At 69.9% G+C, this 14994-nt stretch carries 14 protein-coding genes; 4 read left to right on the top strand and 10 right to left on the bottom strand.

Annotation, left to right across the window (positions count from 1 at the left end; all coding sequences use genetic code 11):
- Positions 1-91: 91 nt before the first annotated feature.
- The 4 genes from ACWIGI_RS29360 to ACWIGI_RS29345 form a co-directional block, all read right to left on the bottom strand.
- Positions 92-1501 carry a M1 family metallopeptidase gene (locus tag ACWIGI_RS29360; RefSeq protein ID WP_454205754.1) on the bottom strand — a complete coding sequence of 470 codons (1410 nt, stop codon included), beginning with the start codon at positions 1499-1501 and terminating at the stop codon, positions 92-94.
- Between the two features lie 118 nt (positions 1502-1619).
- Positions 1620-2261 carry a LysE family translocator gene (locus ACWIGI_RS29355; RefSeq protein ID WP_454205752.1) on the bottom strand — a complete coding sequence of 214 codons (642 nt, stop codon included), beginning with the start codon at positions 2259-2261 and terminating at the stop codon, positions 1620-1622.
- Between the two features lie 50 nt (positions 2262-2311).
- Positions 2312-2977: a DUF3239 domain-containing protein gene (locus ACWIGI_RS29350; protein ID WP_454205750.1), complete on the bottom strand. Its 666-nt coding sequence runs from the start codon at positions 2975-2977 to the stop codon at positions 2312-2314.
- Positions 2978-3015: 38 nt separating this feature from the next.
- A complete protein-coding gene (locus tag ACWIGI_RS29345) occupies positions 3016-4683 on the bottom strand; it encodes a DNA repair helicase XPB (protein WP_454205749.1) in 1668 nt (555 codons plus the stop codon).
- 348 nt (positions 4684-5031) lie between these two features.
- Between ACWIGI_RS29345 and ACWIGI_RS29340 the strand changes: the two genes are divergently transcribed.
- The 3 genes from ACWIGI_RS29340 to ACWIGI_RS29330 all read left to right on the top strand — a co-directional run bounded on the left by ACWIGI_RS29340 (position 5032) and on the right by ACWIGI_RS29330 (position 7625).
- The gene (locus tag ACWIGI_RS29340; protein ID WP_454205747.1) at positions 5032-6621 is read left to right on the top strand and encodes an endoglycoceramidase I; all 1590 of its coding nucleotides are present in this window, start codon (positions 5032-5034) and stop codon (positions 6619-6621) included.
- A 315-nt stretch (positions 6622-6936) separates the two neighbouring features.
- Positions 6937-7467 carry an LppU/SCO3897 family protein gene (locus tag ACWIGI_RS29335; RefSeq protein WP_454205745.1) on the top strand — a complete coding sequence of 177 codons (531 nt, stop codon included), beginning with the start codon at positions 6937-6939 and terminating at the stop codon, positions 7465-7467.
- Positions 7468-7493: 26 nt separating this feature from the next.
- Positions 7494-7625, top strand: a complete 132-nt coding sequence (locus tag ACWIGI_RS29330) for a hypothetical protein (RefSeq protein ID WP_454205743.1) — start codon at positions 7494-7496, stop codon at positions 7623-7625.
- Here the strand turns inward: ACWIGI_RS29330 and ACWIGI_RS29325 are convergent.
- The 4 genes from ACWIGI_RS29325 to ACWIGI_RS29310 form a co-directional block, all read right to left on the bottom strand.
- Positions 7622-9952 (bottom strand): helicase-associated domain-containing protein, encoded by a 2331-nt coding sequence (locus ACWIGI_RS29325; RefSeq protein WP_454205741.1) that lies wholly within the window; start codon positions 9950-9952, stop codon positions 7622-7624. The genes ACWIGI_RS29330 and ACWIGI_RS29325 overlap by 4 nt on opposite strands.
- Positions 9953-10097: 145 nt before the next feature.
- Entirely contained in the window at positions 10098-10286 is a 189-nt protein-coding gene (locus ACWIGI_RS29320; RefSeq protein ID WP_354985798.1) for a hypothetical protein, read from the bottom strand.
- 81 nt (positions 10287-10367) lie between these two features.
- Positions 10368-10991 carry a resuscitation-promoting factor Rpf1 domain-containing protein gene (locus ACWIGI_RS29315; protein WP_454205739.1) on the bottom strand — a complete coding sequence of 208 codons (624 nt, stop codon included), beginning with the start codon at positions 10989-10991 and terminating at the stop codon, positions 10368-10370.
- 507 nt (positions 10992-11498) lie between these two features.
- Positions 11499-11729 carry a hypothetical protein gene (locus tag ACWIGI_RS29310; RefSeq protein WP_454205737.1) on the bottom strand — a complete coding sequence of 77 codons (231 nt, stop codon included), beginning with the start codon at positions 11727-11729 and terminating at the stop codon, positions 11499-11501.
- Positions 11730-11913: 184 nt separating this feature from the next.
- On the opposite strand from ACWIGI_RS29310, the gene ACWIGI_RS29305 reads away from it, so the two are divergent.
- Positions 11914-12357, top strand: coding sequence for a cold-shock protein (locus tag ACWIGI_RS29305; RefSeq protein WP_454205919.1), 444 nt, complete (start codon positions 11914-11916; stop codon positions 12355-12357).
- Positions 12358-12513: 156 nt separating this feature from the next.
- On the opposite strand, the gene ACWIGI_RS29300 is transcribed toward ACWIGI_RS29305, so the two are convergent.
- Positions 12514-13053, bottom strand: a complete 540-nt coding sequence (locus ACWIGI_RS29300; RefSeq protein WP_454205735.1) for a DUF2771 domain-containing protein — start codon at positions 13051-13053, stop codon at positions 12514-12516.
- A 16-nt stretch (positions 13054-13069) separates the two neighbouring features.
- Positions 13070-14923, bottom strand: coding sequence for an MFS transporter (locus tag ACWIGI_RS29295; RefSeq protein WP_454205734.1), 1854 nt, complete (start codon positions 14921-14923; stop codon positions 13070-13072).
- Between the last annotated feature and the right edge of the window lie 71 nt (positions 14924-14994).

The following is a 14994-nucleotide window of genomic DNA, read 5'->3' as shown; positions in this document are numbered from 1 at the left end:
TTCCGGTGCGGGCCGATCTGCTTCGGTTCGACCGGCACGAGCCCCACGACCCGTGCCGGGTGATCACATTGCGGCCGAACGTATTCGGGAACTACAGGTGCAGGCTGCCCGGGTACAGGTACTCGTCGGCGGGCGGCTCCTCGCGGTCCAGCCACGCCTCGAAGAATCCCGTCAGGTCGTGAGTCGTCCTGGACTGCATGAACTTCCGGAACTCCGGCATCGAGGCGTTGCCGAACCGGTGCGTGCTCACGAACTCCTGGATCGCGGGGAAGAACACCGGGTCCCCGACCGTGCGGCGCAGCGCGTGCAGGAACAGCGGGCCCCGGTAGTACACCGAGGTGAATTCCTTTCCCGCGCCGGGGTTCTGGAGCGGGTTCCGCCAGAACTTGGGATTGCCGTAGAACTCGTCGAGGGTCTCGCGATACATCGCGTCCACGTCCTTGCCCTCCTTGCGCTCGGGCCACAGGTAGTCCGCGGTGTAGCTGGCGAAGCACTCGTTCAGGCAGATGTCGGACCACTGCTCGATCGACATCGAATCGCCCCACCACTGATGCGCGATCTCGTGCACCACCGTGTCGAGCTCGGTCCAGGGCGCGTAGATCGGCCGGGACTGGGTCTCGAGCGAGAACTCGAGCTCGGTGTCCACGTAGATCCCGCCCGCGGTGTCGAACGGGTACGGCCCAAACAACTCCTCGCTGAAATCCAGGATCTCCGGCAGCCGCCGCTCGGTCTCCATCGCCTTCATCGCCTCGGGCGCGAACGCGCTCAGCAGCGGGGTGCCGTTGGCGCGCCGCTGCTCGAGGAATTCGAACCGGTCCACGGCGATCGTGGTGAGGTAGCCGATCACCGGCTGGCGCATCTCGAAATCCACGATGCGATCCGGGCCGCGCACCTCGTCGCGCACCTTCGCCCCGATCGACATGACCTCCCATTCGGCGGGCACGGTCGCGTGCAGCGTGAAAGTGGCCTTGTCCAAAGGGGTGTCGTTGAGCGGATACCAGGCGCTGGCCGAATGCGGCTCGCCCGCGGTGAACGCCCCGCCGCTCGGGGAGAGCACCCAGCCCTCGCCCTCGGTGTCGGTCACCGCCCCCGCGTAGTCCACCCGCACCGTGAACGGCAGCCCCGGCAGCAACGGCAGCAGCGGCGTGATCACCAGTTCGTGCTCGCCGGTGCGCTCGGCGAACGCCGGCAGATTGTTGACCTGCACGCGCGAGACCGGCGGACCGCTGTAGTCGAGATTGAAGGTGCGCAGGGCCTGGGTGGCGGTCGCGTCGATACGCGTGGAGCCGGTCAGCTCCTTGGTGTCCGGCACATAGCCGAGGGTGACGTCGTAGTGCCGGGCGTCGTATCCGCCGTTGCCGTCCAGCGGATAGTAGGGGTCACCGAGTCCGGCCGCGCCGGTGAAGGGATCGCTCACCTCCGCCCGCGCCGGGCTCGCGGCCGCCACGGCCAGCGCCGCGACGCCGACCACCGTGTACCGCCGCCACCTGCTACCGCTCATGCGCCGCGCAACCCCCTTTCCGGCGTTCATCGCCGACCAGCCCGATGCTAGCCGCCGCGCGCGGCCGGGCCCGGGACCCGCCGCCGCGCGGCCCACGGATCCGGGCGATCGGAGGCCGTCAGTGATTGCCGCTGCCGGACACCGCGACGCTCGCGCCCAGCCCGATGATCATCACCCCGCCCGCGCCCCCGACGGCCTCCAGCCGCTTCGGCGACCGCGCGAACCAATCCCGGGCGAGTCCGGCCATCAGCGCCCACGAACTGTCCGAGACCAGCGCGATGCCGATGAAGATCAACCCGAAGATGAGCAGCTGCAGCGGCACCGCCCCGCCCTCGGGCGCCACGAACTGCGGCAGCACCGCCGAGAAGAAGATGATGGCCTTGGGATTGCTCACCCCGACCAGGAACGCCTGCCGCAGCATCCGCTTGCCCTCACCCGGATCGGCGGGCGACTCCCAGGCCTCCCGCAGCGACCGGCGCTGCCGAATCGCCTGTATTCCCAGGTGAATCAGATACAGCGCACCCGCCAGCTTCACCACGGTGAGCGCGATGGCCGAGGCCGCGATCACCACACCGAGGCCGGCGGCCACGAACAGCAGGACCACGAGCACCCCGGCGGAATGGCCGAGCACCGAGAACATCGCGGCCCGGCGGCCGTGGGTGAGCGCGCGGCCGATGACGAACAGCACGCCCGGACCGGGAATGACGATCAGGGCCACGGCGGCCAGCGAGAAGGCCACCAGATTCGCACCGGGGATCATCCTCTCGATGCTACTCAGCGGCACAAGCCTTTTCGCTGGAAAGCGGCCGGCTACCCGCGCAGCTCGCCGGGCAGCTGCTGCGGATCCAGCAGCAGCCGTTTGGCATCCACCCGGCGGACCTTCGCGGCCAGATCCAGATTGTCGGTGAGCAGCTGCCACTCCACCTCGCGGATGGCGGTGCGGGCGCGGTCGATGACGTTCAGATCCCGCGTGCCCCAGGCGATGGGCATGGCACTGACCGTCTGGCGCAGATCGACCGAACCCGGCGCCCGGTCCACCCGGACCGTCACCGCGGGCACCCGCTCCCCGGCGCGGGCGTGATGGCCGGGCAGCGTGCGCACCGAACGGGTCACCAGCGCGTAGCGCGGCCCGTCCGCCCCGGCCTTGGCCAGCTTCACCAGCGCCAGCAGCACGACCCCGCGGCCGTTGATCTCCGACACCACCGCGGGCACGAGTTCGCCTGCGGCGTACAGCTTGTCGACCCGCCCCCGGTGCGGGGTCCACAGTCCGATGAACAGCGAGGTCGCCGCGCCCAGCGCGAAGGCCACCGCCAGCAGGTACGACCACGGATGATCCAGCCAGATCAGGTACGCGGTGCCGACACCGAGCAGCACGGCCGCGCCGATGGCCACCACTCGCAGGCGCCGCAGATCCGCCACGACTTCGTTGACCGCCCGGGCATGCTCACGGTCCACCGCGAATTCGAAGCGTCGCACGTGCGTTCCCTCCCGCCTACTGGAGGCTGTTTCTCCAGTTATCCTAACGTCGGCCCCAGCAGGTCGTCCGCATCGGTGATGCGGTAGGCATACCCTTGCTCGGCCAGGAAACGCTGCCGGTGCGCGGCGTATTCGGCGTCGAGCGTGTCGCGCGCGACCACCGAGTAGAAGTGCGCCTGACCGCCGTCCTGTTTGGGCCGCAGCAACCGCCCGAGCCGCTGCGCCTCCTCCTGGCGCGAGCCGAAAGTGCCCGAAACCTGCACCGCCACAGAGGCTTCGGGTAGATCGATGGAGAAGTTCGCGACCTTGGACACCACGAGCACCGGGATCTCCCCGCGCCGGAAGGCGTCGAAGAGCTCCTCGCGTTCCTTGGTGCGGGTCGACCCCTGGATGACGGGCGCGTTCAGATGCTCGCCCAGCTCCTCGAGCTGATCCAGGTACGCCCCGATCACCAGGCTCGGCGAACCCTGGTGCCGGGCCAGAATCGATTCCACCACCGGCAGTTTGGTGCGCGCGGTCGAGCACAGCTTGTAGCGCTCCTCCGGCTCGGCGACCGCGTACGCCATGCGCTCGGCGTCGGTGAGGGTCACCCGGACCTCCACGCAGTCCGCCGGGGCGATCCAGCCCTGCGCCTCGATGTCCTTCCACGGCGCGTCGTAGCGCTTGGGTCCGATGAGCGAGAACACGTCGCCCTCGCGGCCGTCCTCGCGCACGAGCGTGGCGGTCAGCCCGAGCCGGCGTCGCGACTGCAGATCCGCTGTCATGCGGAAGACCGGCGCGGGCAGCAGGTGCACCTCGTCGTAGATGACCAGACCCCAGTCGCGGCTGTCGAACAGCTCCAGGTGCCGGTACTCGCCCTTGGACTTGCGCGTGATCACCTGGTACGTGGCGATGGTGACCGGCCGGATCTCCTTGCGCTCGCCGGAGTACTCGCCGATCTCGTCCTCGGTGAGCGAGGTGCGCGCGAGCAGCTCGCGCCGCCACTGCCGCCCGGCCACGGTATTGGTGACCAGGATCAGCGTGGTCGCCTTCGCCTTGGCCATCGCGGCCGCGCCGACCATGGTCTTGCCCGCGCCGCAGGGCAGCACCACCACGCCGGACCCGCCCGCCCAGAACGAGTCTGCGGCCAGTTCCTGATAGTCGCGCAGGTGCCAGTCGCCGCCGGAGTAGTCCAGGTCGATGGTGTGCGCCTCGCCGTCGACGTACCCGGCCAGGTCCTCGGCCGGCCAGCCGATCTTGAGCAGCATCTGCTTGATGCGGCCGCGCTCGGAGGGATGCACCACCACGGTGTCCTCGTCCACGCGTGCGCCGAACATGGGCGCGAGCTTCTTGTGCCGCAGCACCTCCTCCAGCACCGCGCGATCCAGGCTCACCAGGGTCAGGCCGTGCGCGGGGTTCTTCACCAGCTGCAGCCGGCCGTACCGGGCCATGGTGTCGACGATGTCCACCAGCAGCGGCTGCGGGACGGCGTACCGGGAGTACTTCACCAGCGCGTCCACCACCTGCTCGGCGTCGTGCCCGGCCGCGCGCGCGTTCCACAGCGCCAGCGGGGTGATGCGATAGGTGTGCACGTGCTCGGGTGCGCGTTCGAGCTCGGCGAAGGGTGCGATGGCCTGCCGGGCGGCGTTGGCCGCGGCGTGGTCGATCTCCAGCAGTAGTGTCTTGTCGCTTTGAACGATGAGCGGACCCTGGACCGAATCGGTCACGGCACCTCCTGGCTTGTCGGACCCGATCGGGCCGCTGTCCATTGTTCCTGATCGCGCCGACAGACCCGCGCGCGGAGCGCGGTGGGGCGAACTCGTGCGGGAGCGCGGCAGAATCCGCGCCGGGCGCGTGCCCCGCCGGCGATCGGGGCGCCGGGCGGCGGGGCCGCGGCGTCGTCGTCGAGGGTGGACAACGCCCGCATCGCCGCGAGTATTTCGGCCGAAACGATCAAGACCCCAGTTTCCGTGGCTACGATCACTCCCAACTTGGGCACCTGTCCAAGTTGGACGATTGATCTACACCGCCCGATTCACGAGACCGGGCGGCGAAAACCTGAACAGGGGTAGCCGATGCGCAGGGGACACCGGGCCGGACGATGGACGGCGGGCCTGATAACCGCGGCGCTCGGCGCCGCGCTGCTGACCGCACCACCACCCGCGAGCGCCACACCCGCCGCCGGGACCCTGCGCATCGAGGGCAGCGACTTCGTCGACGACGCCGGCCGCGTCGTGCTGCTGCACGGGGTGAACAACGTCGACAAGGACGCGCCCTACGTCGAACTCGGAGACGGCTTCACCCTCACCGATCAGGACGCGGCGCTGCTGGCCGGGCACGGCTTCAACACCGTGCGGCTCGGGGTCTCTTTCGACGGCCTCATGCCGGCCCGTGGCGTGATCGACACCGCCTACCTCGATCGCGTCGGCACGGTCGTGGACACCCTGGCGCAACACGGCATCCACACCCTGCTCGACAACCATCAGGACGGACTGTCGAAGATCTGGGGCGGCAACGGTTTTCCCGAATGGTCGCTGAGCTCGCGGCCGAGCGCCCTCGAACCCAACCTCGGCTTCCCGCTCTACTACCTCATGCCCAGCATGAACCTGGGCTGGGACGAGGTGTGGAACAACGACGACGGCATCCTCGACTACCTGGGCCAGGCGCTCGGCGCGCTGGCCGCCGAGATGTCGGGCCGCGCCGGGGTGCTCGGCATCGAGCTCATCAACGAGCCGTGGCCCGGCACGGCGTTCCTGTCCTGCTTTCCCAACGGCTGCCCGGGCTTCGACGCCAAATATCAAGCCGCCATGCAGAAGCTGACCGACGCCGTGCGGGCGCGCAACGGCGACATCATGGTGTTCTGGGAGCCCAACGTGACCTGGAACGAGACCATGCCCACGAATCTGGGCAAGAATCCGCCGATCACCTCGCCACAGATCGCTTTCGCCCCGCACGACTACTGCATCCCGAGTCAGCTCGCCATCTACCTCGGCCTGCCCGCGTTCCTGCGCGGTCTGTGCCCGGTGCAGCAGGACAAGACCTGGGGCAACATCGACGCCTTCGCCGCGCGCACCGACATACCCACCGTGATCACCGAATTCGGCGACGGTGATCCGACCGTGCTGCGCAACACCATGAAACGGGCCGACGAGCGTTTCATCGGCTGGCAGTACTGGCACTACTCCTCGCGGTTCGGCGCGGGCGGCCCGCGCCCGGACCCGTTCCTCGGCGATATCGGCCGCGAACTCGTGCGCACCTATCCCCGCGCGACCGCGGGCACGCCCGGGCGCATGATCTTCGACGCGGAGGACGGCGATTTCGCCTACCGCTACACCCCGCGCGCGCTCGCCGCGCCGACCGAGATCTACGTGTCGGATCTGCACTACCCGGGCGGCTACGAGGTGCGGGTGGACGGCGGCACGGTGACCTCCGCGCCCGGCGCGCGCGTGGTGACCGTGACCGCGAACGGCGCGGGTCCGGTCAGCGTCTACATCAACCGGCCGGGGTCGCCGGGCGCGACCGTGCCCACCGGGCCCGTCGGCACCGGTTCGGGCGGTTCGTCCGCGGGCTCGGCCGATTCCGGATCCGGTTCGGGGTCCGCGGATTCGGGCTCGGGCTCCGGTTCCGGGGGCTCGGGGTCGGGCGGCAGCGGATCCGGTCGTTGACCGGGGGAATTTTCTTGTTCGCGGGTGTAACGACCGTTCGCCCGGGAACGACACACGTGCGAAGCGCCTCTGTTGGACACGCGCCCAGATCGAGAGGGAACACATGATCGCCTTCAGCCCGCAGCTGTTCACCCAACTGCTCCCGATGATGCTCGGTTACGCCTGGTTGGGTATGCGCGGACTGTCCATGCTCTGAGATCTTCGGCTCCCACGTCGGAAACAGGTGGCCGCGGTGCTGCGGCCTCCGATCCCGCACAGGTATCCTCACCGCGTTCACGGCAGCCGTGAATGGTTCGGTGAGAAAGGTTTTCGCACGTGAAGTTCGCAGGTACGAGGCTGATCACGCGCCTCGTCGTCGCCCTGGTGGCGATGGCCGTGGCAATGTTGGCCGTCACCGGGTGTTCCATGATCAAGGACGCCAGTAAATCCGAGACCGCCAAGTCGAAGGTCGGTGACTGCATCAACGTCATCGAGGGCTCGATGGTCGACTCCAAGACCGAGCCGATCGACTGCTCCTCGGAGAAGGCGGTCTACAAGATCGCCTCGGTCTTCGACACCAAGACCGAGTGCAAGGAGGAGCAGACCTCCTACGAGGAGACGCTCAACGGTGGCACCACCGCGTTCCTGTGCTTGACGCCCAACTTCAAGGAGGGCGCCTGCTACAACGAAAGCCCCACCACCGGTTACAAGTTCGTGGATTGCAGCGCGCCCGAGGCCAGCTTCAAGGTCACCAAGCGGGTCGACGGCCAGGCCGACGAGTTCCTGTGCGACCCGGCCACGGACACCAACTTCCACGCCCTGACCGAAGCCAAGATCACCTTCTGCCTCGGCAACCCCAAGGGCTAGACCCGGTTCTCGGGAGTGCCGCGGGCTTGGCCCCCGAACCCCGAAGGCGCAGGCGGCTGCACGCCGAGACCCCGCGCTACTCCGGTTTCGCCGAACCCCGGCGGCAGCGTCCCATCGACGCGGCCGCCGGGGTTTCGGCGTTCACGGACGGTCTCTAGTCCACCAGGGCGACCGAGGCGATCCGGTGCAGGGTGAACTGGCGGACCGCGCCGCTCACCGGATCGACGGCGTCGAGCTGGCCGCTGGTGATGTTGAGGGGTTCGACCACGCGCTGGGTGGCCACGCCCGCGGCGTCCACGTAGCTGATGTGCACGCTGCGGCGGGTGCGGGCGGCCAGCTGCAGCAGGTTCAGCGTGGCGGTGGTGGTCGTGCGCGATCCGTCCGCGCGCACCGTCTGCCCGCCCCGGGCATGGGCCGCGCGCTCACCGGCGCGCAGTTCGGCGACCAGCGACCGGAGTTGTTCGGGGGAGGGCGGATTGGGCCGCCACTGCTGCCTGGGCTGCCCGCGCCCGGCGATCCGGGCGCCCCGCGCGCGCAGGTCGACGATCGCGCCCGAGGAGTCCTCACCCGCGGGGCTGAAGCCGGCGGCCCGCAGTTTCTCCAGCACCTCACCCAGCGAAGCCTGCGAGATCGCGACGGTCGGCGCGACGGCCCGCAGCGCCAGCTCACCGGCGACGGGCGCGGCCAGCACCTCGGCCAGCAGCGCGGGATCCTCGCTGCGCACGAAGGATTGCGCCATGCCCGCGCGCAGCCGCCCGTGCCTGCGCGCGACATCGTCGATCAGATAGGTCAGCGCCTGCGGCACCGGGGTGCGGGAGTGGGTGGTGAACAGGTGGTGCAGTTCGGCGGCGGTCGCGCCTGCGTCGAGCGCGCGCCGCACCGAGTTCTCGCTCACCCGGTACACCGTCGCCGCGCCGGCGGATTCGACGTCGGCCACCAGGGACATCCGGTCCTGCAGGTCGGGAACCAGCGGCCCGGGCGCGATGATCGTCAGATCCGCCTGCACCAGTACGTGATCCACGGGCGCGGGCAGCGCGGCCGTCATCTCGGACTCCGCGTCCTCCGGGCTACCGTGCAGCAGTGCCCGGCCCGCCGAGGTGATCGCGCCGCGCGCCACCAGGCCCAGCGCCTGCGCCTCGGCCAGGGTCCGCTCCACCGCCTCCGCGCGGTAGTGCCGCCGCCACCGCGGCTGCCGCCAGGCCAGCGCACGGCTCAGATCCGCGGTGGAAACGGTGGTGCCGGTGGGGTATTCGGCCAGCAGGCTCAGGATGGCGCGGCGATCGCGCACCGCGTGCGCGTTCCGCAGTTCCGGCGAGAGCGCGGCCAGCGGTTTGTCGTTGGCGTCGCGCAGCCCGATCATCCACGGGAAGCGGTCCAGCTCCAGCCAGGCCTGGGCCAGCATCACCCAGCGCCGGGCCGGCGGCACGGCCAGCCAGGCGTCCGAGATCGCGGTGGGCGCCCAGAAATCGTCGTCGCCCGCGTCCGGGGCAGGTTCGGGGGTGCCCCGGTCGAGTAGTCGCGCGGCCGTCAGCACCTCGGCGAGCAGGCCGATCCGCTGTTCGTCCACCCCGGTCTGCTTGACCAGGCGCCGGGCCTCGCGCACGCCGAGCCCGCCCGAGCGCAGTACCGGAGCGGGCGCCTGGCCCAGTATCTCGAGCACGGAAGCGCTGTGCCGCAGCAGTTCTCCGACCTCACCCGCGGCCGCCGCGTTCACGTCGGCGGCGGCGAGTTTGATCAGCGCGGGCTTGGGTGCGGTGAGCGCGTGCGGATCGGTGACCGGCTCCGCGCGCAGCACCTGACCCACCGAGACGGGCAGCTCGACGGTCTCGTCGTCGATCCGGTGCAGCAGCCGCAGCGCCAGCAGCCGGGGGACCGGCCGATCCGCCGGGGTGCCGGGCGCCGCGTCGCGGGTGCGCCCGCGCGGTCCGGTGGTGGCCAGCTTCTCCAGCAGGCCGCGTTCCTGAGGGCTCAATTCGCCCAGCGCCGCGGCGATCTCGGCTTCGGTGAGCGCGCCGGGGAGTTCGGTGGTGCTGCCCAGCGGCCACGGCAGCGCCTCCTGGGCGGCCGGGGTGAGATGCAGTTCGGCGTCCGCGCCCCAGATGATCGCGCGGGCGCGCAGCTTGTCCACACTGGCGTTCAGCGCGGTGACGGTGACCCGATCGCCCAGCAGTTCGCGCAGGCGCGGCCGGGGCACGGGGGCGCCGTTGCGCGTGTCCGCCGCGCCCTGCACCGCCAGGGTCTCGATGATCGCGAAATCGAGGGTGTCGAACTCGTCGGTGGCCCGCAGCACCGAGGCCCGCTGTTCGGTCCGGCCCGCCAGCACCGCCATGGTGCCGGGGAGCGGAACGGCCAGATCCGGTCGCAGCTGCAACAGCGCGACGAGATGGTCGTCGCTGAGCGCGGCCAGCCATTCGGGCAGGGTGGCCGGAATGGGAGCGGCCTTGGGGGCGCGGCTCTTCCGGGCCTTGGGGGCGGTGTCGGTCACGTCACCCGATCCGGGCCGCGGGTACGGCGAGACGGCGGAATCGGGCGCGGTTCAACGGCCGCCGCGGCGACGAGAGTCGCGTGCGCGGCGGCCGCCGGACTGTGTGCCGCGCCGATAACCGCATGGTTGTCGGATGTGGGGCGAATCAGCGGTTGATGACCGTGTGCGGGTGCACGTAGGGCAGCTGATCTACCGGAAGCGGGAACTCGGTGTCCTCGCCGTACGGCGAGAGTCCACCCGAGCGGGTCGAGGAAAGCTCGGTGACCGCGTGGTCTCCCTGGGCCGTCTCCGGCCAGCCATTGTCGACGTAGGGTTTCTTCGATTTGTTCACCACGGCCTCATTCTGGCATGCGAATCACGAACGCCCCGCATCGACATTGATGCGGGGCGTTCGCTCGGTGCGAAAGGTGTCGGCTCAGTGCGGGAGCAGGCCCTTGTTCGCCTCGTAGAAGTTCACGATCTGCGGGTCGAGCTGGCCGCCGGCCTTGGTGGCGTTGAAGAAGTCGAGCACCGGCTGCGGGATCGCGATGCCCTGCTGCTGAACGACTTCCACGGCGCGGTCGACAGCCTGGAAGACTTCCTGGGAGGCGTTGGCGGCCTGGGCGGGACCCGGGTTCGGGTTCCAGCGCGGCGCTTCCTGCGCGGGGGCCGGCGCGATGCGCTCGGTGGGACCGCTGGTCAGTCCGAGGCTCGAGGAGCAGGACGGCCACGCGCCCCAGCCCTGGGAGGCGAGCACCTTCTCGGCGACGGCGATCTGCTGTTCGCGGGTGGCGTGGTTGGCGGACGCGGCGTACTCGCCGCCGCCGTGGGCCTTCCAGGTGCTGGGCGAGAACTGCAGCCCGCCCTGGTAACCGTTGCCGGTGTTGATGCCCCAGTTACCGCCGGCCTCACACTGTGCGAGACGGTCCCAGTCGGAGTCGGGTGCCGCGCTGGCGTTTCCGGCCAGGGCCACTCCTGCACCGCCGACGATCGCGCTGGTCAGTGCGACCTTGGCGACGGTGCGTCCGGTGTTACTCGGCTTGCGATGGCGTCCACTCATGTTCGGGTCGTTCCTCTCGTACGCTCCTGCGAGACCGACTACCGGGGGCGAACTGAGAGGTCGTCCGGCCCGGCGCGCTGTTGCGCGCTGTTTCTCGCCCTCACCCCTTCGTCCAGTTGGGGGTCCGTACCCGCGGGGTGAGGTTGGTGCGGCGGGCCGGTGGCGCCGGGCTGACCCGGCTGATGAGTGACCATACGGTGATCTCGGTCAAAAATCACCATTTGGTAACCGTCGTGTCCGACGGGTCGCTATCCGGCGCAACGGGTTCCGCTCAGCTTCTGTGCAGGTGGTTGCGGCGAGTCCGCGACGATAGGGGTCCGTCACCGCGCCGTGACCCTTTCGTTATGTGACCAAAGTCACAGGTGTGCCGTCGTAGCGAACGGGGCAATCCGACGTGTCGGCACCGGTTTCCGCGACGGAATGCGCAGTGCCGTTCGCCGCGTGCCGCACGCTACGCGCGGGCACCGACAATCGGCTTCTCCGGACCCGTGTTCCGGGCCCGCCGGCTCAGCGCGCGCGGCGGCCGGACCAGAGGGCGTAGCCGATGCCGAGCAGAAACGCGAGCGGCGAGAGCATCGCGACCAGATACAGCCACAACCACGGCTCGGTATCGGTCAGCAGCCCGATACCGAAGATGGCGATGATGGCCAGCAATCCCACCGCGAATAAACCGATGATGATCGTGAGCGGCCAGCTGCCGGACCTGCGCGGAGCCTGCTGCGAAGAAGAGTCGGACACGTGAAGACCGTAAAACTGATGTGCTCGCGCTATTCACACCGGGGTAGACTCGATGTCATTCGCGTCCTGCCTAGCTGCGGGGCGCGTTCTTTTCGCGAATGGAAAGGTTGCGGACGATTGGTCCGACAACCAGGACTTGTGCCCGGATATCGCCGGGCATCGAATTGACGAACGGGTGAGCGCGGTGCCGACCGGCAAGGTGAAGTGGTACGACGTCGACAAGGGCTTCGGTTTCCTTTCCCAGGATGAGGGTGAGGACGTCTACGTTCGATCGTCGGCACTGCCCGAGGGTGTCGAGGCGCTCAAGCCCGGCCAGCGGGTCGAGTTCGGAATGGCCGCCGGTCGCCGCGGCCCGCAGGCGCTGAGCCTCAAGCTGCTCGAGACCCCGCCGCCGCTGCGCAACGAGCGCGGCGCGGAACGCGGTGAGCGCGGCGACCGCCGCCGGTCGGCCGAGGCGCCGGTCAGCCGCAAGTCCACCGACGAGCTGCACGGCCTGATCGAGGACATGATCACCCTGCTGGAGACCAAGGTGCAGCCGGATCTGCGCCGGGGCAAGTACCCGGATCGCAAGATGTCCCAGCGCATCGCGGAAGTGGTGCGCGGCGTGGCGCGGGAGCTCGACCACTAGGAGTGGTCGAAAGACATTCGGGCCCCGGTGAGCTGACGCTCACCAGGGCCCGTTGTGTAGATGGGGTTGGGACCGGTGCGGTGGGGGCCGGTGCCGGGTCGTGTGGACCGGGGCCGTGGAGACCCGGCCCAGACCACCGGCCCGGGATCTGGTTGTCTACGAATCCTTCTGGATGTTCTGGATCGACCAGACCGCGTGCGGGATGTAGCCCTCGTTGCCGTCGGCGTCGCGGGCCGGGACCGGCAGCTGGATCTCCACCACGGCCAGTTGCAGGCGCGGGTCGGGCGGGGTCTGCACGGTGATCGCGCGCGCGTTCTCGGGGTAGTCGCGGTGCGTGGCAACCTGTTTCACGGCCGAGCCGTCCGGCAGCGCGTAGACCATCACCATCTGCCACGGGGCGTCGGAGATCTGCTTGGGCAGCGAGAGCTGCAGCGGGTAGCCGGGCGGCACGTCGAGGTTGGCCACGAACTGGCTCTCCTCGCAGTCGCGCAGATCGAGCATGTTGTTCTCGACGTGGACGGTGCAGTACATGAACGGGTCCACCGTCACCGTTTTGCCGTGCGCGTACGCGGTGATCTGCGGGTCCGGCGCCTCCACGTCGCGGGCGAGGTAGACGATGACGGCGACATAGGCCACGGCCGCCACGAGCAGGGCCGCGAGCAGTCCGACGATCGTGCGGGCTTTGGGTGTGCTCACCGTTGGTTCCTGTCCGTCACTGAGTGGGTTCGCCGGCGCCGTGTGCGCCGGGGATCTCCTGCTTCGCGTGTTGCGGTCGATTACCGCCCAAACCGGGCAGTAGCGAATGACCACGGTAGCTGACGACGGTTTGTATCAATCCAAGTGCCATGACCGCCGTGACCGCGGCGAAACCTTCCCACCACACGGTCGGCAGCAGCACGCCCATGGAACCGCCTATCACCCAGGACAATTGGAGAACCGTCTCCGAGCGCCCGAAGCCCGAGGCGATGGATTCGGCGGGCAGGTCGTCCTGGATCGAGGCGTCCAGCGAGACCTTGGCCAGCGCGCTGGCACCCGCCGCCACCAGCGTCGCCACCGCGGCCCCGATGAGGTTGTTCAACAGCGCCGCCGCCACCGCGACGCCGACGCAGGCGCACGTGCAGGCCAGCACGATCGGGGTCGGGCGGCCCAGTTTCATGCGCGCGCCGCTGGCGTTGCCCGCGAAGTTGCCGATGGCCGCGGCTGCGCCGACCACGCCCAGCATGGCGGCCTGCTGCGCCGGGCGGTGCTCGGTCGCCTTGGCCACGAACGCCACGTAGAAGGTCAGGAAGCCGGTCAGGATGCGCACGGTGCCGTTGCCCCACAGGCCGGTCACCACGGCCCGGCCCAGCGGCTGGCGGCGGCGGCCGGGTTGCACGGTGACCGACTGGCCGGGTTCGAGCACCTCGGTGCGGGAATCGGAGCCGTGATAGGTCAGGGTCGCGGGGACCTCGCCCTCGGTGACCTCCACCCAGGACGGAATCCGCAGGCTCAGATACGCACCGAGTGCCGCGAGGCAGGCCGCGTAGACGAGCACGCCGGGCGAATGCGCGATCACCGCGATCAGGCCCGCGACGGCGCCCGCGCCCAGGGTGCCGCCCACCAGGCCGAACACCGTGAGCCGGGAGTTGGTGCGCACCAGGTCGATTCCCGGTGGCAGCACGCGCGGTGTCACCGCGCTCTTGAGCACCGAGAACGATTTGCTCAGGATCATCATGCAGAGCGCGAGCGGATACAGCGCCCAGTTGTCGATGTTGAAGATCAGCAGGATCGCCACCACCACGCGCACGGCGAACGATCCCGCCAGCGCGAGTCGCCTGCCGCGCTGCAGCCGGTCCAGCATGGGCCCGATCAGCGGCGCGATCACCGCGAACGGGGCGATGGTGATGAGCAGATACAGCGCGACCTTGGTCTTGGATTCGGCGGTGGCGCTGGCGAAGAAGAGCGTGTTGGCCAGGGCCACCGCGACCGCGGCGTCGGTCGCGAAGTTGGCCATGGTGGCGTAGACCAGCGCGGTCAGACCCGATTCCTCCGCGCCGTCGGCCTTGGCCGCGCGCTGGAAGGTGGCGATGCCGCGCTCGGTCAGTTCCCGGCTGCGCCGCGCGGCGACCCGGGTGACCGTGAGTTTCCGCGGCGGCCTGTGCAATCCGGTGAATTCGGGGTCGGCGGGCTCGGCGGTGTGACCCTGCGCGAGCTCCTGGCCGGGCACGGTCTCCGGGCGCGTGGGATGCGGTTCGCGGCGCGCGGCGGGAGGATCCTGCTCCCGCGCACGCTGATTCGCGTCCGGGGCCGGGCGCGGGAGGTGGTCCGGGGCGTCGCGGTGCCCGGCGAAGGGCTGTGTGGGCGGCGCCTCGGCGCGGCGGCGGGACCAGCGCGTCGTGGTCCCGCGCGGTGGCGCGCCGGTCGGTGAGGCGGGCCGGGCTTCGCGCGCGTCCGGGCCCGGCGGGGTGCGCGGGGCCGGGGTGTTCGCCGGTGGGTAGCGGTCGAAGCCGGGGTGGCGATCGAGGACGGGAGACTCCTCGTCCCCCCACCGACCGGCGTCGGCGTTCGGGTCACGGGGAGTTGGCACGTACCCAATTCTTGCAGTGCCGGGGGAGTGCGGCTGCACTACCGGCGGTGCGACCCGCCACAGTTCGGGTG

It is taken from the genome of Nocardia sp. NPDC055321, from assembly GCF_053645575.1.
The sequence above is the reverse complement of the archived record's forward strand: the minus strand, read 5'-3'. Positions and strand labels throughout refer to the sequence as shown.